Origin of the sequence: Delftia sp. WSY_7 (genome assembly GCF_043104845.1) — a bacterium.
GTDB classification, from domain to species: domain Bacteria; phylum Pseudomonadota; class Gammaproteobacteria; order Burkholderiales; family Burkholderiaceae_C; genus Comamonas; species Comamonas tsuruhatensis.
In genome coordinates this window covers 405,624-426,748 of the sequence record NZ_JBICLB010000033.1, presented here as the reverse complement: position 1 = coordinate 426,748, position 21,125 = coordinate 405,624, and the positions used below count along the sequence as shown (strand labels likewise).

The 21,125-nt window shown below is 64.2% G+C and carries 17 protein-coding genes; 12 read left to right on the top strand and 5 right to left on the bottom strand.

From position 1 onward, the window contains the following. Positions 1–11: 11 nt before the first annotated feature. The 9 genes from ACF8ME_RS14030 to ACF8ME_RS13990 all read left to right on the top strand — a co-directional run bounded on the left by ACF8ME_RS14030 (position 12) and on the right by ACF8ME_RS13990 (position 15,123). Positions 12–1,031 carry a hypothetical protein gene (locus ACF8ME_RS14030; RefSeq protein WP_392416989.1) on the top strand — a complete coding sequence of 340 codons (1,020 nt, stop codon included), beginning with the start codon at positions 12–14 and terminating at the stop codon, positions 1,029–1,031. A gap of 172 nt (positions 1,032–1,203) precedes the next feature. Next, positions 1,204–2,310 (top strand): N4-gp56 family major capsid protein, encoded by a 1,107-nt coding sequence (locus ACF8ME_RS14025; protein WP_392416986.1) that lies wholly within the window; start codon positions 1,204–1,206, stop codon positions 2,308–2,310. Between the two features lie 65 nt (positions 2,311–2,375). After that, positions 2,376–2,777 (top strand): hypothetical protein, encoded by a 402-nt coding sequence (locus tag ACF8ME_RS14020; RefSeq protein WP_088165496.1) that lies wholly within the window; start codon positions 2,376–2,378, stop codon positions 2,775–2,777. An 84-nt stretch (positions 2,778–2,861) separates the two neighbouring features. Then, complete coding sequence (locus ACF8ME_RS14015) at positions 2,862–3,230, top strand: hypothetical protein (protein ID WP_244387301.1); 369 nt, start codon at positions 2,862–2,864, stop codon at positions 3,228–3,230. Positions 3,231–3,236: 6 nt separating this feature from the next. Beyond that, on the top strand, positions 3,237–3,908 hold the full coding sequence (locus tag ACF8ME_RS14010; RefSeq protein ID WP_392416985.1) for a DUF6682 family protein: 672 nt from the start codon (positions 3,237–3,239) through the stop codon (positions 3,906–3,908). Between the two features lie 73 nt (positions 3,909–3,981). After that, positions 3,982–5,967, top strand: coding sequence for a hypothetical protein (locus ACF8ME_RS14005; RefSeq protein ID WP_392416983.1), 1,986 nt, complete (start codon positions 3,982–3,984; stop codon positions 5,965–5,967). A 3-nt stretch (positions 5,968–5,970) separates the two neighbouring features. After that, a complete protein-coding gene (locus ACF8ME_RS14000) occupies positions 5,971–12,867 on the top strand; it encodes a PLxRFG domain-containing protein (RefSeq protein WP_392416981.1) in 6,897 nt (2,298 codons plus the stop codon). 671 nt (positions 12,868–13,538) lie between these two features. Next, positions 13,539–14,444, top strand: coding sequence for a hypothetical protein (locus tag ACF8ME_RS13995; RefSeq protein ID WP_392416979.1), 906 nt, complete (start codon positions 13,539–13,541; stop codon positions 14,442–14,444). Positions 14,445–14,517: 73 nt separating this feature from the next. After that, entirely contained in the window at positions 14,518–15,123 is a 606-nt protein-coding gene (locus ACF8ME_RS13990) for a hypothetical protein (protein WP_392416977.1), read from the top strand. Positions 15,124–15,422: 299 nt separating this feature from the next. On the opposite strand, the gene ACF8ME_RS13985 is transcribed toward ACF8ME_RS13990, so the two are convergent. The 4 genes from ACF8ME_RS13985 to ACF8ME_RS13970 all read right to left on the bottom strand — a co-directional run bounded on the left by ACF8ME_RS13985 (position 15,423) and on the right by ACF8ME_RS13970 (position 17,971). Beyond that, positions 15,423–15,620: a hypothetical protein gene (locus ACF8ME_RS13985; RefSeq protein ID WP_016454860.1), complete on the bottom strand. Its 198-nt coding sequence runs from the start codon at positions 15,618–15,620 to the stop codon at positions 15,423–15,425. 121 nt (positions 15,621–15,741) lie between these two features. Then, on the bottom strand, positions 15,742–16,161 hold the full coding sequence (locus tag ACF8ME_RS13980; protein WP_016446828.1) for a hypothetical protein: 420 nt from the start codon (positions 16,159–16,161) through the stop codon (positions 15,742–15,744). A gap of 254 nt (positions 16,162–16,415) precedes the next feature. After that, positions 16,416–17,489, bottom strand: a complete 1,074-nt coding sequence (locus tag ACF8ME_RS13975) for a linear amide C-N hydrolase (protein ID WP_209800626.1) — start codon at positions 17,487–17,489, stop codon at positions 16,416–16,418. A 296-nt stretch (positions 17,490–17,785) separates the two neighbouring features. Beyond that, complete coding sequence (locus ACF8ME_RS13970) at positions 17,786–17,971, bottom strand: hypothetical protein (protein WP_017405224.1); 186 nt, start codon at positions 17,969–17,971, stop codon at positions 17,786–17,788. Positions 17,972–18,237: 266 nt separating this feature from the next. Between ACF8ME_RS13970 and ACF8ME_RS13965 the strand changes: the two genes are divergently transcribed. After that, complete coding sequence (locus ACF8ME_RS13965; protein ID WP_016446832.1) at positions 18,238–18,717, top strand: GNAT family N-acetyltransferase; 480 nt, start codon at positions 18,238–18,240, stop codon at positions 18,715–18,717. Between the two features lie 137 nt (positions 18,718–18,854). Beyond that, positions 18,855–20,156, top strand: coding sequence for a UDP-N-acetylglucosamine 1-carboxyvinyltransferase (locus ACF8ME_RS13960; protein WP_392416973.1), 1,302 nt, complete (start codon positions 18,855–18,857; stop codon positions 20,154–20,156). Positions 20,157–20,180: 24 nt separating this feature from the next. Here ACF8ME_RS13960 and ACF8ME_RS13955 read toward each other — a convergent pair whose 3' ends face one another. Beyond that, entirely contained in the window at positions 20,181–20,573 is a 393-nt protein-coding gene (locus ACF8ME_RS13955; RefSeq protein ID WP_209671306.1) for a hypothetical protein, read from the bottom strand. A gap of 165 nt (positions 20,574–20,738) precedes the next feature. Between ACF8ME_RS13955 and ACF8ME_RS13950 the strand changes: the two genes are divergently transcribed. Further along, positions 20,739–21,104 (top strand): Arc family DNA-binding protein, encoded by a 366-nt coding sequence (locus ACF8ME_RS13950; protein WP_016446835.1) that lies wholly within the window; start codon positions 20,739–20,741, stop codon positions 21,102–21,104. The last annotated feature ends 21 nt before the right edge of the window (positions 21,105–21,125 follow it).

Here is a 21,125-nt window from a genome sequence, read left to right as displayed (position 1 = left end):
GAGGAAGAACCATGAACCCGCTGCTGAAGAAGATCCTGTTCCGCTACATGGCGCCTGCTGGCGAAGAGGGCTCCGACACCACCGGCACCGACACCGCCGTGGCAGATTCCGACGACGACTACCTGGCCCTGCCCGAGGAGGAGCGCCGCAAGCTGCGCGGCGACCTGGACGGCGACGACCTGAGCCAGGAATCCCTGCAGGCTCTGGTGGCCAGCGAAGGCGGAGAGGGCGGTGGCCAGCCGCCCGCCGGCGGTGACGCGGCCCATGGCGCCGAAGATGATGGCACTGGAGGCCAGGGCACGCGCGGCGGCGGCATCCCTCGGGCCCGCTTCAACGAGGTCAACGACGAGCGCAAGGCCGCGCTGGAGCGTACTGCAGCGCTGGAGGCTGAGCTGGCTCAGCTGCGCGGCGGCCAACCGGTCCAGACGGCCGCTCCTGCTGCTGCACCAGCACCGGCCGCTGAGCGCCGGGAGCTCGATGTCGCCCAGGCTGAGGAGCAGTACGCCCAGCTGATGCTGGATGGCGACACCAAGGAAGCCGCCAAACTGCGCATGCAGATCAATGCGGCCATCGAGGACGCCGCTTTTGAGCGCTACCGCCAGGCCAACGCCGCCAGCGCGGCGCAGGCACGGGCCACCGAGACCGTGGAGAGCCTGATCCAGGCCTATCCGTGGCTCGAGGAGCCCGAGGGCGCGGAGGCGATGGACCTCATCGAGGCCTCCGTGGCGTTCAAGACCAGCCGCGGCATGCCCCTGCACCAGGCCATGACAGAAGCAGTCCAAACCATCGCGCCGCGTTTCGCGCCGGCAGGTCACCCCCCTGGGGGTATCCAGGGGCAGGGTGGTTCTGTTGATATACGCCCTGAGCGAGCCGCACGGCGCGGGGCCCAGCACTCGATGCTCCAGCCCCCCAGCGTGCAGGCCGGCCTTGGAAACCGCTCCACGGCGGCGGCGATTGATCCCACCAAGATCACTGACGACGAATACATGGAGCTTCCAGAGGCCGAGCGCAAGCGCCTTCGCGGCGACTGAGCGCGGCTCAACCAGCCGGCAAGGCTTCACCCACCTTGCCGGCGCGGCATCAACGGGTTGTCGCCCTGGGCGGGCGTAAAGCTGCCTGGCGCCCTTGGCCGCCCAAAGCCATGTCTCTCGCAACTGGGCGGCGTCATGTCCCGAAAAGTGAACCAACTTCCAGGAGCATGAAATGGAAACCAATTTTGCTGCATTGACCCCAGTCCAGAAGCTGGCCTGGGCCCGTGAGACCTGGGGCGCCGCGCGCGACCTGATGTTTCTCAAGAAGTTCGCGGGCAAGGGCGAGAACAACATCATCCAGGTGGTCAAGGAACTGACCAAGAACGAGAAGGGCGCCGAGGCCTGCGTGATCCAGCTGGTGGCTGACTTGGTCGGAGACGGCGTTCGCGGCGACAACGAGCGCGAAGGCAACGAGGAATCCATGCAATCGCACAGCCAGATCATCACGTATGACCTGCTGAGCCACGGCGTGAAGAACACCGGCAAGCTGTCCGACCAGCGCAGCACCATCAACTTCCGCCAGCAGGGCCGCGACAAGCTGTCCTACTGGCTGGCCAACCGCTGCGACCAGCTGGCATTCCTGACCATGTCGGGCATCAGCTACGAGTTCAACAACGACGGCTCCCGGCGCGATGCCGGCTCGGTCTTCCCCAGCCTGGACTTCGCGGCCGACGTGCGCCCGCCCAGCGCCAAGCGCTCGCTGATGTGGGACGGCTCGGGCCTCGATCTGTCGAACACGGGCGCTATCGCCTCGTCGTTCAAGCCCAACTACAACATGATCGTGCAGGCGACCACCTACGCGAAGGAGAACCGCATCAAGCCGCTGATGGCTGGTGGCAAGCCTCACTACGTGGTGTTCGTGCAGCCCGGTACGCTGGGCCTGCTGAAGCAGGATCAGGCCTATCGTGAGGCAGTGACGGCTGTGGCGGCGAAGGATGGCCAGAACTCTCCCTTCTTCACAGGCGCGACCGTCACCCTCGACGGTGCCGTGATCCACGAGTTCAACCTGGTCTACAACACCAAGGGCGCGGCCGCCGGCCAGAAGTGGGGCGCGGGCGGCAACGTCAACGGCACCCGCACGCTGGTCTGCGGCGCCCAGGCCCTGGGCATGGCGGATCTGGGCCCTGGCGACTGGGACGAGAAGACGTTCCAGTACAACAGCCAGGTGGGCCTGAACATCGACAAGCTGGTCGGCTTCCTCAAGCCCCAGTTCTACTCGATCTACAACAAGTCGGTCGAGGACTTCGGCCTCTTCACCATCGACCACTACCTGCCCTAAGCAGGCCTCTCACCGGGGCCTGCGGGTCCCGGTGCTCTCTCCCTTTGCTGTTGAAGGAGCGCACCATGCCCATCAAAAAGAACCCCTCGCGCCAGGAGCTGATCGTCGCCTATCTGGACATCGGTTTCGGCGATCCAGCTGCCTACGGCACGGCAGAAGCTGCCATCGACCTGCCGGGCAATGCCATCCTGGTCGGCGGCGATGTCACCGTGCTGACGGCCTGGAACTCGGCAACGAGCGCCACGCTGAAGCTGGGCGACACGGCCGACGACGACCGCTACACCGCCACGCCCATCGACCTGAAGACCGCAGGACGCACGGCGCTGACCATCACTGGCTGGCGTCACCCCATCGCCGAAAGCCTGAAGGCCCTGCTGGCCCAGGCCGGCGCGGCTGCCACGGCCGGCCAGGCCCGCATCTCCATCCAGTACTACGTGCCGGGCCGCTCGGCCTTCACGCAGGCCTGATTCTTTCTCGGTGGCCAGGGCTTGTAAGGGCCCTTTACCCGGTGGCCACGTGCCGCCGGGCCTTTTCTCCGAAAGGACAAGACCATGAACTCCATGAAATTCCGTGCCCCCGGCACTGATCCTCTCCCCGTCTCGCTGACATCCGGCCACACGATGGTTGTGCCGGCCACGCCCGAGGGCATTGATGTGCCCCAGCGATTCCAGCGCGAAGCCATGGCGCGCGGCGCCGTGCTGGTCGAAGGCGGCACCGCCGAGGTGAAAACCCAGATCCTGGCGCGGCAGTTGGCCATTCGCGAGGCCCTGCAGGCCATGATTGCGGGCGGCAGCAAGGATGACTTCACCGGCGACGGCAAGCCCAATCTGGTGCGCCTGAAGGCCGTTACAGGTTTCCCGGTTTCCCGCGAGGAAGCCGATCAGGTCTTCGCCGAGCTCGGCGGCGACGCCCAGGCGTAAGCAGCCATGCGGGTCGAAGAGATCATCCGGCGCTTCCGCGAAGCGGTCCGCGACACGGCCGACCCGCCGTTCTGGTCCACGGAAGACATCGTTGATTACCTGAACGAGGCTGTACAGGAGGCGTGCGAGCGGGCCAAGCTGATTGAGGACCGCGCCACGCCAGCCGTGTGCACCATCACCCTGGAGCCCGGCAAATCCTCCTACGACCTGCACCGCAGCGTGCTGCAGGTCAAGCGCCTGGTCTTTCGCGGCCGCGTGCTGGAGGAAACCAGCGTCGAGGAACTGGATTGCAGCCATGGCGCCTGGGAGACCCGCTCTGGCATGCCCCGCTACTGGGTCTTCGACGGCGCCAACAGCCGCGGCACGCCCCGCATCAGGCTGGTGCCCACGCCCGTGGAGGCCGGCGAAATCGCGCTGACCGTCTACCGTGGCGCGCTCAAGCCCATCGACCCGTGCAACACCCAGGCCCAGCCCGAGATCCATGAGCGCTTCCACATGCGTCTCATGGACTGGATGCTGCACCGGGCCTATCTCAAGCAAGACGCGGACGCCTTCGACCCGGCCAAGGCCGCCACATCGCTGGCCCTGTTCGAGCAGGCCTTCGGGGAAAGGCCGGACGCCAACGTGCAGCGCAAGCACAGGGACCGCCGGCCGCCCATCGTGCAGAGCAACTGGTGAGTGCCCCCTCTGGGGTTTCCAGTTTCCACAGGAGCCATAGAGACTGCATTGGGTAACACCCAAGAGGTCTCCCATGGCACAAGTTCAATCTCCGGCGGCGCGCCGGCTCCTGGCCCTCGGCAACGGTGGCCACATTCGCGGTCCCGGCACCGGCACCTCCGACTCCATCGACATCAAGGCATCCGACGGCGAATTCATTCTGCCCGCCGACACGGTGAAGAAGGTGGGCGTGAAAAGCCTGCGCGATCTGGTGGCCAGCACGCACACCCCCACGGGCAAAGGCCAAGCTGACCACTACGCAGACGGCGGATTGGTGGACGATCCCAGCGCTGTGACGCGCACCGGCAACAGCTACAGCGGCACCGACATTCGCGGGAACATCACCATCAACGGTCGCGCGCCTGGTGGAACCTACAGCGAGAACCCGGGCATGCGGCCTCCGCCGGCCGCCGCTCCTGCGGCACCGGGTGCTCAGCCAGCAGCATCTACTGGTGCTACACCTGCAGTTCCCGCCGCTGCCACTCCAGCACCTGCACCGGCCGCACCCATGGATTGGGCAGCACGCAACGCGCAGCGCAACCTCGAAGTCACCGCCAGCTCCATCGTGCCGAGCAGAGACCGTGATGCCGCGCAGGCAAGGCTGAATGCGATGAACCAGCCTGCAGCAGTGCCAACGCCTGGTGCACCGCAGCAGCCTGGTGTGCCGGGCCTGCCCCAGTACCAACAGCCCGCCGCCACTGGCACACAGCCTCGCCCTCTGTATGGCACGCAGCCGCGGCCAGGATTCGCCGACGGTGGCTTGGTCAAGGCCGACGACCAGGGTGGTCGGCTGCGCAGTCTTGCTGAGCGTGTGGCGCAAATCCCCACCGATGGGTACCAAGCGGGGCCCGTCGCACGCGGCTCGCAGGATAGCGTCTGGGATTCAGAGTTGGGGCGCAATGTTCTGAATACGGCGAATGCGCTTCCAGCTGCAGGGTCCATGCTTAAGGCCGGGCGCATGGTGGGCGCTGCCGCCCAGTCGTTGAGTGCGGCGCGTGAGGTGGGGGCCGCGAACGCAGCTATCGCCGCCGGTCGTGCGTTCACCGCACCAGCCCTTGGGGCCGCCTCGCTTTCCAGTGCTGGCAGCACAGAGCGGCCTGCCGTTTCCTCGGCAAACGCTGCCCCCGCTGCCGCAAACCGTGCGGCTGACCTGGGCCACTACAACGAAGGCGAGCTGATGGGACCGCCCAGCGAAGCCATGCCGTCGCGGGCCACAGCAGCCGCTCCGACACCCGCGCCTGCGCAACCGGCCGGCAACGGCGCTGGCAACGAAGCCTACAGCCGGCTTCTGGCCCTGGCCACTGGATCTGCCGCGCCCGCCCCTGGTGTGTCAGTCCCCACGATGCGCCACAGCGGCAACGATTGGCAGGCCCGCAACGACCTGCGCAACGCCTCCGTATCGGCCAGCTCGATCATGAGTACGCGGCGCTGGGGCGGTCGAGGTGCCGAGAACAATCCCGCCATGCAGGAGTACCGGGCCATGCTGGCCACGGACCAAGCGCTGCGCCAGGCTGAACCAGCAATCCAGATCGCGGGCATGCGCGAGCGCGGGTCGCTGCAGCGCGAGGGCGTCCAGCAGCAGGGGGCCAGCCAGCGTGCAGCCCTCGGCGCGCTGGGCACGGCAGATTCCAATGAGATCGCTCGTGGTCGCTTGAGCCTGGAGCAGATCGCGTCGGGCTACCAGAGCCGTTCTGCTGCCCGCCTTGAGGCGGCTCAGCAGGCAGTGGAAAACGCCCAGACGCCAGCCGAACAGCGCAGCGCCCGCCAACGCCTGCTGACGCTGCTGGGCAAGGACGGCGAGGACCGCTGGAAGTCTGTTGCTCTGCAAGGCGGTACTGACGCTCAGGGCAACAAGACCGAGAGCATCCTGGGTGCGGTCAATGAGCGCACCGGGGAAATGCGGCGCATGCCGACCCAGGCGCAGCCCGCAGCCGCGCCGCCCGACGGCAGCATGGTGCGCGGCAAGGATGGCCGGCTGTACGAAGTGAAGAATGGCCAGCCCGTGCTGGTGGGAGGCTGAGCCATGGCGGACGTGAACTGGAACGATTACACGCCCGTGGGCGGTGGCTCTGCTCCTGCAGCGGAGCCTGTGGACTGGGCGCAATTCGATGTGGTCAAGCCGGCCAGCACTGGGCGCAAGCTGGCGGACATTGCCACGGCCTTTGCCGGCGGCGCCGTGGGCGCCACGAAAGCCATCGCTGACGCCGGCGGCGCGGGTAATGCTGTATCCCAGCAGCTGGGCAGCGCCCAGGACACGGTGCAGAGCTGGCTGAGTCCCCAGCGGCAGGCCGAGAAAGCCGCGCGGGCACAGACCATCCGCGAGGCCGAGCAGTCCGGCTCCGTGCTGCGCGAAGTGGGCGCGCAGCTTGGCGGTATCGCTGAGGCGCCTGTCAGCACCGTGGCGGAAGCAGCCGGCTCTGTGGTGCCCATCGTGGCATCCATGTTCACGCCGGTGGGCCGCAGCGCGGCAGCCCGCACGGCGCTGGGCGCCGGCCTGGGTGCAGCGCAGGGCGCGGGCTCGGTGAAGGGCAGCATCCACGAAGCGGTGGAACAGCAGCAACGGGAGCAGGGCGCCACGCCGGAAGCCGCACGCCAGGCTGCAGACCGTGCGCAGGCGTACATCGGCCCCAACGCCGACAACATTGCCTTGGGCGCTGGGCTGGGCCTGGTGACGGGCACGACCGGCGTGGAGCGGCTGGTGAGCGGTGCGCTGGCCGGCCGGGCCACCAATCAGGCGCTGCTGCGGCGCGCGGCCACGGGCGCCGTGACCGAAGGCCTGCCCGAGGCGGTGCAGGGTGGCCAGGAGCGCTTCGCTTCCAACGTGGCCCAGCAGCGCGAGGGCGGCGACGTGCCGACCTGGCAGGGTGTGGCAGGGCAAGCAGTGGCCGAAGGCGTGGCCGGCGGCCTGCTGGGTGCCGGTACCGGCGCAGCGGTGCGCGGTGGTCATGGGGCGACCGGGCAGACCCAGGGTGAGCCGGGCCAGCAACCGATTGCCGAGCCCGCCCCAGACGCCGCGCCGGCGCCGGCGGCAGCACCAGCGATCGACCCCAACGCCGGCCCATTGTCCAAGGCTGCTGTCATGGCCGGCGACCTGGGCCTGGCGCCCACGCCCGTGGCACCCGCACCCGCCAGCGCGCAGGAGACCATGGCCGAAGCCATGCCGCGCATGACCGAGGAGCAGCAGCGTGCCGCGCGCATCGTGGAGGCTGACCTGGCCCGCGACATCCCCGCAGGCGTCCGAGCAGCGCGCGAGGCGGAGGCGCGCGACCTGGCCGCCGCCGCGCCGGCCGCTGAGGTGGACCTGGGCCCCGCCGACATGGAGCAGGGGCGCATCCTGCGGAACTTCGAGCCGCGCGGGCCGCTGCCCGACGTGGCCGAGTACGCGCCGCTGATCGAGCAGGCCATCAAGCCGGAGCTGCGGCCACAGTACCGGCGTCTCCTGGCTGAGGCCATGGACGAGAACAGGGCGCCCAGGAAGGGGCTGGTGCCCGGCGCGCGCGAGGCTGCCGCGCAGGCGCTGCACGCGACGTTCTCCCCTGATGCTTTCATGGCGTCGCGCGCTGCCCGGCCGGATGAACGGCTGACACTGACCCCAGCCGAGCGCCTGGCCTTCGGCAACGAGATCGACTTCGCGCCCGCTGCAGCTCCAGCCGTCGCCGATCCGGCGGCCGAGCAGATCAACCAGCTGGCCCTGGCGCAGCAGCTGCAGCCCGGCGCGCCGCTGCGTCTGGACCAGGCCCACGGCCTGCGCCGCCAGGCCGCCGCCGCCGGCATTCCCGTGTCCGTGGTGCCACACCCCAGCGGCCGGGGCTACGACGTGCAGCCCACCGTGCGCCTGCCCGAGGAACAACGCGCCGCAGTGCCGCAGGCCGGCCCTGCGGTGCTGGGGTTCGATGCCGGGCCATCTGGCCGTATGGTGGCGGGCCCCGAGGGCGTGCGTCCCGAGACGCGGGCTGAAGCAGTGGCGAACATCAATGCCATCCAGGCAAAGCGCCAAGCGCTCGATGCTGAGCGCCAACGCCGAGCCGACCTGGGGATGAGCAATATCACGCCCGTGCGCTCTCTGCCCGTGGAGCCCGTCACGCCAGCACTGACCTACGACAACTCGCCCTCTGGTCGCATGGTTGCCGGTGCCGATGGCGTGCGCCCGGAGACCCGCTCCGAGGCCGTCTCCCTGATCAACCAGCAGCGGCAGCGGCGGCAGGAGGTGGAGGCCGAGCGCGCGCGCCGCGCTGATCTGGGTCTGAGCAACCTGACGCGCATCACACCGCTGGACGAGCAGCAGGATGGTGCAGCGCCTGGCCCGCAGCCGGCGCCCACGCCCAGCCCCGAAGTCATCGAAGCGCCCGTGCGCGAGGTCGGCGCCGGCCCGGCCAGCACCATCACCATGCCCGACGGCCGCCCGTTCGCCACGCGCGAGCAGGTGCAGGCCGAGCTGCAGCGCCAGGGCCTGACCAGCACCCACGAAGCCGCGCCCGCCCAGGGTGACCCGTCACTGGGGTTCGTGGGCCAGCAGCGTACTGCCGCCCGGCCAGCGAACTGGCGCACCAACGCCATGCAGGCCGGCCGTGTGGCCCGTGGCCTGGGCCTGGAGCCGCGTGGCAAGCGTCTGGCGGAGATCGTGGCCGACATCGATGCGGCAGATACTGCGCGCCAGCTACAGCCTGCTGGAGTGGATGCTGCGGAAACAGGAGCGTTGAGCGGCAACGCTTTGAAGCGGGAAAATCCCGTTGCAAGCAGCGCGGCTGCGGCGGCCGCACAGGAGCAGCGCAATGCTTTTCGTGAGGTGGAACGTCGCCGCACAGCGCCGGGCAATAGGGCGCGGGCCCAGTCGGCTGAAGCCAACCCTATGCGCGCATTCCTAGGCAAGTATGGCGTGGCCTTGGGCCTGCGCGCGGAGTTCGCGCCCGGCCGGGCAGAGCAGCGCGCCGCAATGGTGCCGGGCTACGGCCCCATTTTCCGGAAGACCGGCATCCAGCTTGATGCGCTGGCCCAGGCCGCCGTGGAGGAAGGCTTTCTGGTCGAGCCAGACACCGCCCAGCTGCATGGCCTTATCAGCCGGGCGCTGCGCGGGGAGCGCGTGATCGCCCAGTATGCGGATGGGGTGGCCGATGCCGAGATGCAGGCGCTTGTTGCACGCCAACGTGCATTCGATGAAGATGCTCGTGCTGAAGAGTTGGCATCAGGCCTCAACGATGCTGAGGTCCTGGCCCTTACGGATGACGACATTCCCTGGGATTCCAAGGGCAACACTACTACCGAAGCGGCCATGCGCTCGCTCGGCTTTTCAGAACAGGAAATTCAAGATGCCATTGCCCAAGAGTCCCGAATCGCGCAAGAAGGTGGCGCAGGCGATGGCGGCGCTGATGAAGCTGCCGCCCGCGCGGCGCAAGGAAATCCTGCGCAACGAACTGAACAAACGCAGCCTGGACGTGCCGCAGACGCTGGCCCAGTAGCCGGTCAGCAGCCCAGCACTGCGCCTGAAGAGGCCCGCGGCCCGGCCAACAAATCCAATCAGCGCCCCAGCGATGATGGCGAGGCGGTGCTCTACAGCGCGACCAGCGACGTGCCGCCGGGCTCAGGCCTGACGCTTGAACAGGCCCAGAAGGCGGTGGACGATGCCCTTGCGGGCCTGCGGAACCCGCCACCAGTTCGCGTCGTGCTTCGGAGCGATGAGCTTGGGGTCGATGCGCCCGACGGTGTAATGGGTGCGGCGATACCAGGCGAGGGACGGATCGTCATCGTTGCTTCCGCCCACCGCAGTGCTGACGCTGTTGTCGAAACCCTGTTTCATGAGATGTTCCACCTGGGTGTGCGCAATGTCTTGCCAGGCTCCGATTATGTGCAGGCCATGCTGGATCTGGCAAAGCGCGATGCCAGGGTGCGGCAGTATGCCATCGACTGGAAGGAGCAGGCCCCCGACGCGCCGCTGCAGCTGCAGGTGCTGCGGGACATGGGCTTGCGCGGCTCCGACCTGACGGCTCGCTACGAGGCCCTGGCCATCGAGGAGGGCCTGGCCGTGGTGGCCCAGGAGCTGCGCGCCCAGCAGCAGGCCGGCACCAGGATGGGCCTGCGCATCCGCGCCCTGGCCAACTGGCTGGCCGGCGTGGCCGAGCGCATGGGCATGCAGCGCCTGGCCGGCCGGATCCGCAACATGACCTACAACGAGGCCGAGCGGTTCGTGCTGCGCGCCATCGAGAGCGCGGGCGAGGGCCGCACCCCCGCGTCGGCTGGTGGGCCAGCAGGCCTGGCGCGCTACCGCACCCTGGGAGATAACCCGGCGAGCCAGCGCGTGGGCGCCACGCTGCAGGCCATGACGGCGACCAACGCCAAGAAGATTGCCCACCACAAGGCGACGGACCTGCGACCCCTGGGCCTGGGCTTCCTGGGCCGCCGGCAGCTGGTGGACGTCTACGGCGACATGCTGCCCGAGCTGCGCACGTACAGCGACCTCATGGCCAGGATGGACGCCGACAAGAACGAGGCCGGCGCCGGCGCGGACCAGTTGGCCCAGAACTGGGCCAAGCTGGCCGACGAGCGCGCTCTGGCCGAGCTGATGCACGATTCGACCCTGGCGCAGATGGATCCGGCCGCCGACTACATGGCCAGCGACAACCGCGTGCAGTACGGCGCGCTGCGCCGCCGCTTCGAGGCCCTGACGCCCGAGGCGCGCGAGGTCTATACCAAGGCCCGGGATACCTACCGCCAGCACATGCGCGACGTTCGCGCGGCCATCAAGGAGCGTATCGAGCGCGCCGGCGGCATGAGCAGCGAGCGCAAGGCGGCCATGCTCAAGCGGATGGATGACGAGTTCTTCGGGCAAATCAAGGGCGTGTACTTCCCCCTGGCGCGCTTCGGCCAATACGTGGTGGTGGTCAAAGATGCCGAGGGAAAGACCGCCAGTGTCAGCCGGGCCGAGACCATGGCCGAGGCCGATGCCATGCGCGGCCAGATGGCCACGGCCTTCCCCAAGGACAAGGGCTTCAGCGTGGGCAAGGTGCTCAAGGCCAAGGACTTCGTGGCCGAGCGCGACACCGTGGGCCGGGGCTTCATGGAGCAGCTGTATGGCGTGCTGGACAAGCAGGGCATGGACGCCGCCCAGCGGGCCGAGCTTGAGGATGCGCTGGGCCAGCTCTACCTGTCCTCGCTGCCGGACCTGTCCTGGGCCAAGCACGGGATCCACCGCAAGGGCACGGCCGGGTTCAGCCAGGACGCGCGCCGGGCCTTTGCCCAGAACGTCTTCCACGGGGCCAGCTACCTGGCCAAGCTGCGGTATGGCGACCAGCTGCAGGACCAGCTTGGCGAGATGCAGCGCCGCGTGGACCAGGGCGCGGGCGATGCCGGCTTCGACTCGGTGAAGGGCCAGCAGGTGGTGGACGAGATGGTCAAGCGGCACGACGCGGCCATGAACCCCAAGACCAATGCGCTGTCCACGGCGCTGACCAGCGTGGGCTTCATGTTCCACCTGGGCCTGTCCCCGGCCTCGGCCATGGTCAACCTGACCCAGACCGCCCTGGTGGCCTACCCGGTCATGGGCGCACGCTGGGGTTTCCGTAAGTCGGGCGCCGCGCTGCTCAAGGCCAGCCAGGAGGCGGTGCGCGGCAAGAACGACATCACCGGATCGCTTAGCCCGGACGAGAAAGCCGCCTTCGACGAGGCCGTGCGCTCGGGCGTCATCGACGTGACCATGGCGCACGACTTGGCCGGCATTGCCCAGGGCGAGGACCGCAACGTGTCGCACAAGCTGCGGCCGGTCATGAACGCGGCCAGCTGGATGTTCCACCACGCCGAGAAGTTCAACCGCCAGGTGACCTTCGTAGCGGCCTACCGACTGGCGCGCGAGACGGGCATCAGCCAGCAGCAGGCCTATCAGGATGCCGTACAGGCCACCTACGACGGCCACTTCGACTACAGCGCGAATAACCGCCCGCGCGTCATGCAGGGCAACGTGGCCCGGGTGCTGCTGTTGTTCAAGCAGTATGGCCAGAACATGGTCTACACACTGGTGCGCAACGCCCAGCAGGCCCTGACCGCCGGCAAGCCCGAAGACCGCGCCGCCGCGCGCAAGGCGCTGGCCGGCCTGCTGACCACGCATGCCATGGCAGCCGGCGTGCTGGGCCTGCCCATGGTCACCACGCTGCTGGCCGCGGCCTCGATGCTTGGCGGCGACGATGACGAGCCCTGGGACGCGCAGGTTGCCATGCAGAACATGCTGGCCGACGCCTTCGGGCAGAAGCCGGCCGAGGCGCTGTCCCATGGCCTGTCCCGCCTGACGCCCTGGGACATCTCGGGTCGCGTGGGGCTGAACCAGCTGATCCTGCCGGACCTGCAGGAAGGCCTGGAGGGGCAGCGCCTGGGCGAGTCGGCGATGGCCGCCGCCCTGGGCCCCGTGGCCGGCATCGGCATCAACGCCCTGAAGGGCCTGCAGGAGATGAGCGAGGGCCGGTACCAGCGAGGGCTGGAGACGATGGCGCCCAGCGTGCTGCGCGGACCGCTCAAGGCCTGGCGCTACGAGACCGAGGGCGTCAAGGACAAGACCGGCATCGTGGTGCAGGACCAGGTGGACGCCGCCGCCGTGGCCGGGCAGGCCGTGGGCTTCTCGCCATCCAGCGTGCGCAACGCCTACGAAGGCAAGTCCGCCATCGTGGGCCAGGACCGCGCGCTGCAGGCACGGCGCAGCGCCTTGGTGGAGCAGTTCGCCATGGCCGCCATGGCCAAGGACGAGGAGGGAAAGACCGAGGCTCGGGAAGCCATCCAGCGCTTCAACGAGAAGAACCCGGCCCGCCGCATCCAGCCCATGCAACTGGCCCAGAGCGTGCGCATGCGCGAGAAGCGGATTCGGGAGGCTGAGGATGGGGTCTACCTGCCGAAGAAGCGGCGCGATGCCATGGAGGCAGGGCGGTTCGCGGTCGAGGAGTAGGGTCAGCGGAGGAGGGGCCTGGGCTGCCCCTCTAACCCGTTGATTTCATTAATCTCCTGCAGAAAGCAGGAAATGCCCTCCCTGTTCCTTGCCGGCATCCAGAGGACGTAAATCGTTGTTTTTGTTCAATTCCGGCACAACCCCGGAGATGCCGCTTCGCGGTGCCTACAGGACAACGGTAACTGTCAACTCTGGCAAAGCGCCAGGAATGGGCAGTCATGGAAGCATGGCAAGCCTCAAAAGAAAAACAGCCAAGTCAGCAGGGGTCCACCTATCAAGGCAGCCACCGCAGTAATCATGGCCTCGCTCTCTGGCGTGTGGCGCCCGCTGGATTGCAGCACCTCTCGAGTGGCCCAGCCCACAGCGCAAGACAGCACTACCAGCCAGACTATGTTTTCGACGCCTATAAAGCCGACGGAGCCCGGCGCTTGATCAAGTGCAGCCTGCGCACCGAATGGAAGGCTGGCGAATACAGGTAAGCTCCACCTCATGCCTATCTCCATCATTCAAGTTGATATGGCAACATTGTGCCAGATCGTCGGCTAAGCACTTGATCTGGCCTTGACTATTTTCTACGCTAATTACATCTGCCCTGGTGCATTTATGGCCTGGGATGATATAGGCATCTGTAGAAATTTATTTCGTTGAACTGTATCGAAGGAGACTGGAATATGAGCGATTGGGAAAGTAATTTCGGGTCAGGTGTTTCCGCAGAAGGTGTTATTGGTTCAATTAACGCTTGGAATAGCTATGAAGAGCGCGAAGAAATGTTAAGAATTAAAGAGGAGCGCTCTTTAAATTCTATGGCTTTTAGAAGTGATCCAGATATAAAACTAGAATTCTTAGAAAAATTTAAATCTCTTTGTGGTATTGGAGATTTAATTGCGGAAGATCGCGACTTAAATAAAATTTTTAGCCAATATGATGATGCAATTTCGGAATTGGAAGTTAATTACCGTATTCCCAAGGATCTTGTCTTATTGGCCAATATGATATTCACGGGTTTGCGGAATGAGCGTCGATCTTCTATGGCGACCGTAAAGGATGATGCGGAAGCTGCTCAGTGGTTGTGTGATTTTTTTGACTCGATTGTGCCTGGAACAGATCTTCGATTTATTGGCCAGCGGTTCAAGGTTACTTTGGCTTCTGCGGCGCTGGCTTGCTTGCAAGGTACATATGGTAATGAGAATAAAGATTGCGGGAGAATTGCTTACGATATTCTATGTGTTCAGGCGCGAGGTGTGAAAGTTCAATCTGAATTAGTGGAGGTGGTAAAAAGAGTTCTTTCCAAACAGTTTGAATTTAGTGATATTGATTTTGCGCTCCAGTGTGGTTGGGATAGATCCTCTTTGGGATTTCTGATTTTGTGGTTCCTTCTGGATGAGCAGTTGGATATGGCTGCAGAAGTTGGCGCTGTAGAGAGGGTATATAACGTTGGCGATGGGGGTCGGCGCATGATTTGGTGGAGATATGCCAGAAAGTTAATTGAACTAGTTAAAGTTGCTCCGGCACAAAGGATTAAATTGATCGATCTGAATTCGCTGGAGAGATTGGCGGGGTCTTTCGATAAATCTTAGTATGTTATATTTTCCGTATATGCTGCTTTTTCGGTTTGCTCTGAGTAAAATTGATAATTTCTAGAGGATTGAAATGATAAATATTGCTAGCTACCTGTCGGATTATTTGGCGCCGGCTGCTGCTGCACTTGCAGCTGTGGTTGCTTATTTGGCTGTTTATAAAAACTCTCAGCCGCAAGTTGTGGCATATTATCAATCAAGTGGTCGCCAACAATCGATTATTGAGTTGGTTATTGAGAATGTTGGCACTGGAAATGCATTTAATATAGCGTTCTCGCACCCTATACCTATTGGTTTTTTTGGTATTAAACACCCAGACGGCAAAGGGAAATATATACCGGCATCGGGTATTCCATCTCTTGCGCCAAGACAAAAATTGGTTTTTTGGGGAGGGCAATATGGAGGATTGTTAAATGAGATTGGGGAGAAAGGTTTAAGAATAGATATTTCGTATGAGTTTAATCCGCCTTTGTGGCGCAATAAAAAAGCTAATGACACATGTGTTTTGTCGGTGAAGCATCTTGAGGGAATGACGACAGTGAAGAGTATGGAGGAGGCAGTGGTTAACGCAATTGATGGGAAAAATGCGAGTACGATTTCTGATATTCGCAGCGCACTTCAGGGCATCGAAAGCCACTTGGCAAAACTTGCAGCGTCTACTGACGATGCAGCTGAGTGAGGCAGTGAATGAGCGATAAATTTGACATAGGAGGTTCTGGGAATAAGACTGCAGGGGCCGCATAAACGCTTCTGCAAATCTAGGTTTATATTCCCAAAAATTGATTTAACCTATTGATTTTTATGGATTGAGAGTCTGACTTTTAATCCGTTGGTCGCGAGTTCGAATCTCGCAGGACCCACCAAAGAACACAAGGCCTCGTAGCAATACGAGGCCTTTTTTCTTTGCTATCGAAGAAGTAGCAAGATGGGGCCGAAATTTCCAGGCCGCGTTCCGCAACTCTGGGCGTGTTCCGCAATTCACCGAACGGGCTTCACCTTCTTGCCCACCTTGTGGCGGATGTACTGGGCGGTCATGCGCTCCGTCGTGTGCTCCAGCCGTATCCCGCCGTCGTCATCCAACGTGTTGGCGGCCGTGGCGCGCAGGCCCCGTGGCTGGAACTGCGCCTTGGGAATGCCGGCGGCATCCCGAGCGGCGTCGAAGCGGTCCCGGAGCATGTTCTTGGTCAGAGGCTGCCGGCTTCGTTGAGCTGGCCGAGCAGGATTCGAACAAGCCGAGCATGTGTTGTGCGTGTCTGCGGGACGAGCAGGTTGTGGATCGTCTGGACACCGCGCTACGTCAATCCACTACGGAAATCTTGAGCGCGTACGCCGAAGACTTGCCTTGGCGGGCGGCTGCGCGGTTGAGGAAGACACGCACACGGTAGTCACCGCTGGCGGGCAATGCACCGGTCCATGTGGGGCCGTCTGCCACCTCGCCCCGGTACAGCGCTTCCTCGCTGCCGGGCGGCAGCACGTTGAAGTAGGTGGAGGTGGATTTCGTCTCCATGTGCACGGTCATCTTCTGCCCGGCAACCGCACGCACTATGTAGTCGCGCGCCTGCTCCTTGTTGCCTTGGAGCTTGCCTTGGACAGTCGCGCCCGACGTGCCTTTCTTGAAGGTCACCGCAGTGGACGGAACGTCCGCCTGGGCGATCGCCGGCATTTGTACAAGCGTGATGGCAGCGAAAAATGCAGCTGCGCAAATTCTGGAAAGCATGCTGATCCTTTCTAAGAGGCACTGATCGCCTCGCTTGCATGCAGGCTACCAGATGATTTTCCGCTTGGGCGCACCCGACGGGCGTGGTTTGCAGGAAGAACTCCGATCGGTGCCGAGGCCTGCATTGACAGGTCCTCCCGTCGCGCCGCCCCCGCCGATGACGGTCATGGTTGTGATGCCTGCAGGCACCGTGCAAAGTTGGGGGCCGCCAGCGGCCGTTGTTGATTTGGTGTTTCTGCTCGCTTTTTTTTTCCCTAGATGCCTAGAAATTGAAACGGTAATGATTCCTGAAACTGCCGCGTGGCATCGCCCGAGAAGGTGTGGTTCTGGTCTGGGCCCAGATCCAGCTTGAGAACCTTGCCGGTTTTCTGGCTGAAGTCGAGTGCCTTGAGGTCTATCCAGAAGGTATTTGGCGTCAACGCTGATTCGAAGAAGTAGAGCTTGCGCTGGTGGTCGAAAACGGTTCTCCAGCGGGTTGACGAGATATTGGGCTCCTCCGGCGTATTCAGGCCGTAGGGCACCGAGGCGTTGCGGATCACGCTGAAGACGCTGGCCAGCGCCTTGTTGGGGTCCTGACTTTTGGGGATGGCGTTGACGTAGAAGGATGCGCGGGCAAATCGATCGGCGGCGCGATTGGTGCCGGGCAGCATGGTGGTGCCGCCCACTTGCTGCCAATAGGTGTTGAGAGCCAACTGCTGATCAAACGTCGGTGAATTGGTCATGACCTGGTATTGCCGGCCGTGATGTATCACCTGCCGGCCATTGATGTACTCGACGATGGCGCTGTCGCCGCTGGCGTCGGACATCGAGAGATGCAGCGTCGTCAGCCGGTTCTCTCCGGGAACGTTGTCGGAGACGATGGTGAAAGGTTCTTTCTCCAGCGCCGCAACGGCTTCCTGGACGGTGGCGAAGTTGTCCAGCACGTATTGCGCCCAGGCTGCAATGGTCAGGCCAGGCTTGCTGCCCGCACCGAAGGCCGGGTATTGGGACTCCACCAGCCAGAGCAGGTTGGCGTTGAGGCCGGCTTCATTGACTCCATCGGTGGTGGAGACGTCATAGCCCGAGGTGATGACGCTTCCGTATTTGGACGTCCAGCGCAACGAGTTGGGGCCTGCCTTGCCTGAGCGCTCCATTCCACGCGGGAGCACCCAGAGATTGCTGACGATGTCGCTTTTCCAATCCATGGAGCGCGCGGTGACGACCTGGCCATTCGCACCAAGAAAGACAAGGCGGGTGCAGGCCCAGGTGCCGGGCAGGGCCGTAAGGCCGGCAATTCCCATCAGCAATGCGCCCACTACGGGGTGAATCTGCAGTCTGCGTTTCTTCATGGCAACTCCTTTGCAGGCAAATGGACTGGCGCAGTGTAGTGCGTCATTCGTACCCAGGTCAGAAATGGCCGCCTTGTGAAAAGGCGGGCCGGCAAACTGGCGGTCATTGGAGATGCCGCGCATGGACCTGCGCGCATGCGGGTGCAGAGGGCACCGCTGTCAGATGGCGTGGCTGAACATGGGGCTGGCCAGCATCGCCACCGCAAAGGAGATGGCGCAGATTGCAGACCACAGGAATACGAGGAAGAGGTGGCGCATCGTGCAGCTCTCGGGAGTGTTTGGTGGTTCTTGCCAGTTCAATTGCGGATGCGGTTCAGAATGCGCAGCCCGAGCATTGAAAGGCGTTCCAGCAGAGGCCGTGGCTCCATGCGCAGCAGCAACAGCTGCTGGCCGCCGCGCACGGGAAAGGCTTCCAGCAGGCTGCGGTGGTAGCGGGCATCCGGGTCCGGGTTGAAGCTTTCTGTGGGAACGACTCGATGCATCTTGTATCTCCGTCATGTGATTTCGGAAGCCTTTGGGGAGCGCGGCCTCTGACGGGATCTATTTCAATTGGTTTCGCGGCGTTTCCGTGCGGGTCAAGTTTGTGGCCGCATGTAGGCCGGGTCTGTACGCTGCGTATGTGTTTTGCGCACGCGCTGTGCGGCCTGTCCGCAGGTCTTCACAGGTGTGAGCAGCGCGTCGGCAACGGCTTTGCGGCGGCTGGCAGTCCCTAGAATTCGGGATCCCCATCTCATTTGCCAGGAGTTCCATGTCCTCCGTTCCCACGCTTCAGATCCGGCCCGTTGCACAGGCGGACCATCAGCAATGGCTTCCTCTTTGGCAGGGCTACAACGCCTTTTACGGGCGCGCTGGCGAGACGGCGCTGCCCGAGGACATCACGCAGGCGACCTGGGAGCGCTTTCTCAATCCGCTGGAGCCGGTGTTTGCGCTGGTGGCAGAGAGCGAGGGTGAGCTGGTGGGCCTGGCGCACTACCTGTTCCACCGCAGCACCACGCGGCTGGAGCCCGTGTGCTATTTGCAGGATCTGTTTGCCGATGCACGCCGGCGCAAGCAGGGCATAGGCAAGTCGCTCATCCGCGCGGTCTACGAGCAGGCATCCTTGGCGGGAGCGCGCCGTGTCTACTGGCAGACGCAGTCTTCCAACGAAGCGGGCCGTGCGCTGTATGACCAGGTGGCCGAGCATCGTGGCTTCATCGTCTACGGGCACGAACTCCAGGGCAGAGCCTGACGCTTTGTTGTCAGGTTGGCGATCCAGAGAAGAAACCTGTTGAAACAGCGGGTGCGCGCAGCCGATGCAGGTCCGCCGGGGGGGCTTGGCAACCCTAGAATCACGCGTTGTCCTTTCGCTGCTTGCGCTGCACCCCCATGTCCAATCTCATCGTCCACGGCGGCACGCCCTTGCGCGGCCGCGTCGTTCCTTCCGCCAACAAGAATGCCGTGTTGCCGATCCTGTGCGCCACGCTATTGACCGATCAGCCGCTGCGGCTGCATGGCGTGCCGGACATCACCGATGTGCGCAAGATCCTGGACATCTTCCGCACGCTGGGCAGCGAGGTGCAGCTGGACGAAACCACACGCACGCTGCAGTTGCATCATCGCGATACGCGCTTTGATGCATCGTCGCATCGCCTGCCGGAGGAGATGCGCTCTTCCATCATGCTGGTGCCGCCGCTGCTGGCGCGCTTTGGCGTGGCGCGGCTGGAGGACAACATCAAGGGCTGCACGCTGGGCGTGCGTGAGATCGATCCGCACGTGGACATCTTCCGCTCCTTCGGAGGTGAGGTGGAGCGCGCCAGCGGCTCGCTGCTGATCCACAGCGCACAGCCGCTCAAGGCCGTGCGCCACTGGCTGGACTACGCCTCCGTCACGGCGACAGAGAATTTCGTGCTGTGCGCCGTGGCCGCGCAGGGCGAGTCCATGCTGACCAATGCGGCCTGCGAGCCGCATGTGCAGGAGTTCTGCCGCTTCATGGTGATGATGGGCGCCGACATCGACGGCATCGGCACCTCGCGGCTGACGGTGCGTGGCGGCGCGCCGCTGAGCGGCGGCGAGTTCAGCTTCGAGGAAGACTTCCACGAGATCACCACCTTTCTCGCGCTGGGCGCGATCACGGGCGGCGATGTGGAGGTGCGCAACAGCACGCCGGACAACTTTCCGCTGATCGACCGCACCTTCGCCAAGTTTGGCGTGCAGGTGGAGCACAAGAACGGCTGGTCACGCGCGCTGCGCTCGGGGCCGCTGAAGGTGCAGACGCCGTTCACCAGCAATGTGCTCACCAAGGTGGAAGCCGCTCCCTGGCCGTACTTTCCGGTGGATCTGCTGCCCATCTTCATTGCGCTGGGCGTGCATGCGCAGGGCAATGCGCTGTTCTGGAACAAGATCTACGACGGCGCGCTGGGCTGGACGGGAGAGCTGTCCAAGTTCGGCGCCCATGTGTTTTCTTCGGACCCGCATCGTGTGGTCACCTTCGGCGGCAATCCGCTGACGCCGGCCGTGGTGGAGAGCCCCTACATCATCCGCGTGGCGATTGCGCTGTTCATGGTCGCCAGCAGCATCGAGGGCCGCTCGGAGATCCGCAACGCCACGCCGATCCGCCGGGCGCATCCGCACTTCGTGGAGAACCTGCGCAGTCTGGGCGCTCGGGTGGAGTGGACCAACGAGGAGTGATGGAAAGCGGCGATGCGCAGGCTGCTAGGCCTGCGCCGCCGCATCCGAGAATCTCTTGGCCGCCCTGAGCAGGTAGCTCACGGCATAGAGGATGGGGTCGTCCGTCTCGTCGTCGTTCACGCGGTCAATGATTTCCAGCAGGCCCTGAAGGTCGGCGGACATCTGTGGCAGCACGCTGCTGGCCAGGGCCTCCACCGGCTGCTCGGCAGCGGCGCGGTCCGCCTTGTGGTGATAGCCGCGCAGCAGGTCGCGGACACCGATCACCATGGCGCGGCTGGATCTTTCCACATGCATTTCCAGCACGCTCAGCGCTGCGCTGATGTGGCATAGCGCGTCTGTTGCCAGGGTCTCCGGGTCGGGCGGGCTGGCGACGGCCTGCGCAGGATGCACGGAGGCTGGCATGTCTGTGTCCGGCATGGTTCTGTCCTTGCGCAATGTGTCCTGGATTCAGGGCTGGTGGTTCGAGGGCGTGGATGTGGGCTTGCACAGCCCCCGGGCGGGTCGTTTCGAGTTTTATGCCAACTTGGAATCATGTCAACTAGGCATGAATCTGAATTTGCATCCGGCAGGTACCATCGCGCAATGCAACGCAAACCCTTTCCCAGCGAAACCCAGGAGCGCTTCATCGTCCGTTTTCCGGATGGCATGCGTGATCGCATCTCGGAAGCGGCAAAGGCCGGCCACCGTTCCATGAATGCAGAAATCGTTGCGCGCATACGGCGCAGCTTCGAATTGGACGAAGCCGGCGATGCCGACCAGGCCGGGGTCGAGCAGGGTGCGGCGGGATTGAGAGAGGAAATTTCGCGCCTGTGCCAGTTGCTGCAAGAGCACAAGGACGCTGCGGCAGGCTTGTTCGAGGCGCACAAGGAAGCGGTGGTGGACGAGGCACTGAAACGCCTGCGCTCCGAAACAGGCATGGCGGCAGGCCGCGCTCCGGGGAAGAGATGAGGCTGTAGGCCTGAGACCACG

Bases quoted from the DNA above. Each gene is read 5' to 3' on its own strand.
- ACF8ME_RS14030 (WP_392416989.1), top strand. From the start codon at position 12: ATGAACCCGCTGCTGAAGAAGATCCTGTTCCGCTACATGGCGCCTGCT.
- ACF8ME_RS14025 (WP_392416986.1), top strand. From the start codon at position 1,204: ATGGAAACCAATTTTGCTGCATTGACCCCAGTCCAGAAGCTGGCCTGG.
- ACF8ME_RS14020 (WP_088165496.1), top strand. From the start codon at position 2,376: ATGCCCATCAAAAAGAACCCCTCGCGCCAGGAGCTGATCGTCGCCTAT.
- ACF8ME_RS14015 (WP_244387301.1), top strand. From the start codon at position 2,862: ATGAACTCCATGAAATTCCGTGCCCCCGGCACTGATCCTCTCCCCGTC.
- ACF8ME_RS14010 (WP_392416985.1), top strand. From the start codon at position 3,237: ATGCGGGTCGAAGAGATCATCCGGCGCTTCCGCGAAGCGGTCCGCGAC.
- ACF8ME_RS14005 (WP_392416983.1), top strand. From the start codon at position 3,982: ATGGCACAAGTTCAATCTCCGGCGGCGCGCCGGCTCCTGGCCCTCGGC.
- ACF8ME_RS14000 (WP_392416981.1), top strand. From the start codon at position 5,971: ATGGCGGACGTGAACTGGAACGATTACACGCCCGTGGGCGGTGGCTCT.
- ACF8ME_RS13995 (WP_392416979.1), top strand. From the start codon at position 13,539: ATGAGCGATTGGGAAAGTAATTTCGGGTCAGGTGTTTCCGCAGAAGGT.
- ACF8ME_RS13990 (WP_392416977.1), top strand. From the start codon at position 14,518: ATGATAAATATTGCTAGCTACCTGTCGGATTATTTGGCGCCGGCTGCT.
- ACF8ME_RS13985 (WP_016454860.1), bottom strand. From the start codon at position 15,620: ATGCTCCGGGACCGCTTCGACGCCGCTCGGGATGCCGCCGGCATTCCC.
- ACF8ME_RS13980 (WP_016446828.1), bottom strand. From the start codon at position 16,161: ATGCTTTCCAGAATTTGCGCAGCTGCATTTTTCGCTGCCATCACGCTT.
- ACF8ME_RS13975 (WP_209800626.1), bottom strand. From the start codon at position 17,489: ATGAAGAAACGCAGACTGCAGATTCACCCCGTAGTGGGCGCATTGCTG.
- ACF8ME_RS13970 (WP_017405224.1), bottom strand. From the start codon at position 17,971: ATGCATCGAGTCGTTCCCACAGAAAGCTTCAACCCGGACCCGGATGCC.
- ACF8ME_RS13965 (WP_016446832.1), top strand. From the start codon at position 18,238: ATGTCCTCCGTTCCCACGCTTCAGATCCGGCCCGTTGCACAGGCGGAC.
- ACF8ME_RS13960 (WP_392416973.1), top strand. From the start codon at position 18,855: ATGTCCAATCTCATCGTCCACGGCGGCACGCCCTTGCGCGGCCGCGTC.
- ACF8ME_RS13955 (WP_209671306.1), bottom strand. From the start codon at position 20,573: ATGCCGGACACAGACATGCCAGCCTCCGTGCATCCTGCGCAGGCCGTC.
- ACF8ME_RS13950 (WP_016446835.1), top strand. From the start codon at position 20,739: ATGCAACGCAAACCCTTTCCCAGCGAAACCCAGGAGCGCTTCATCGTC.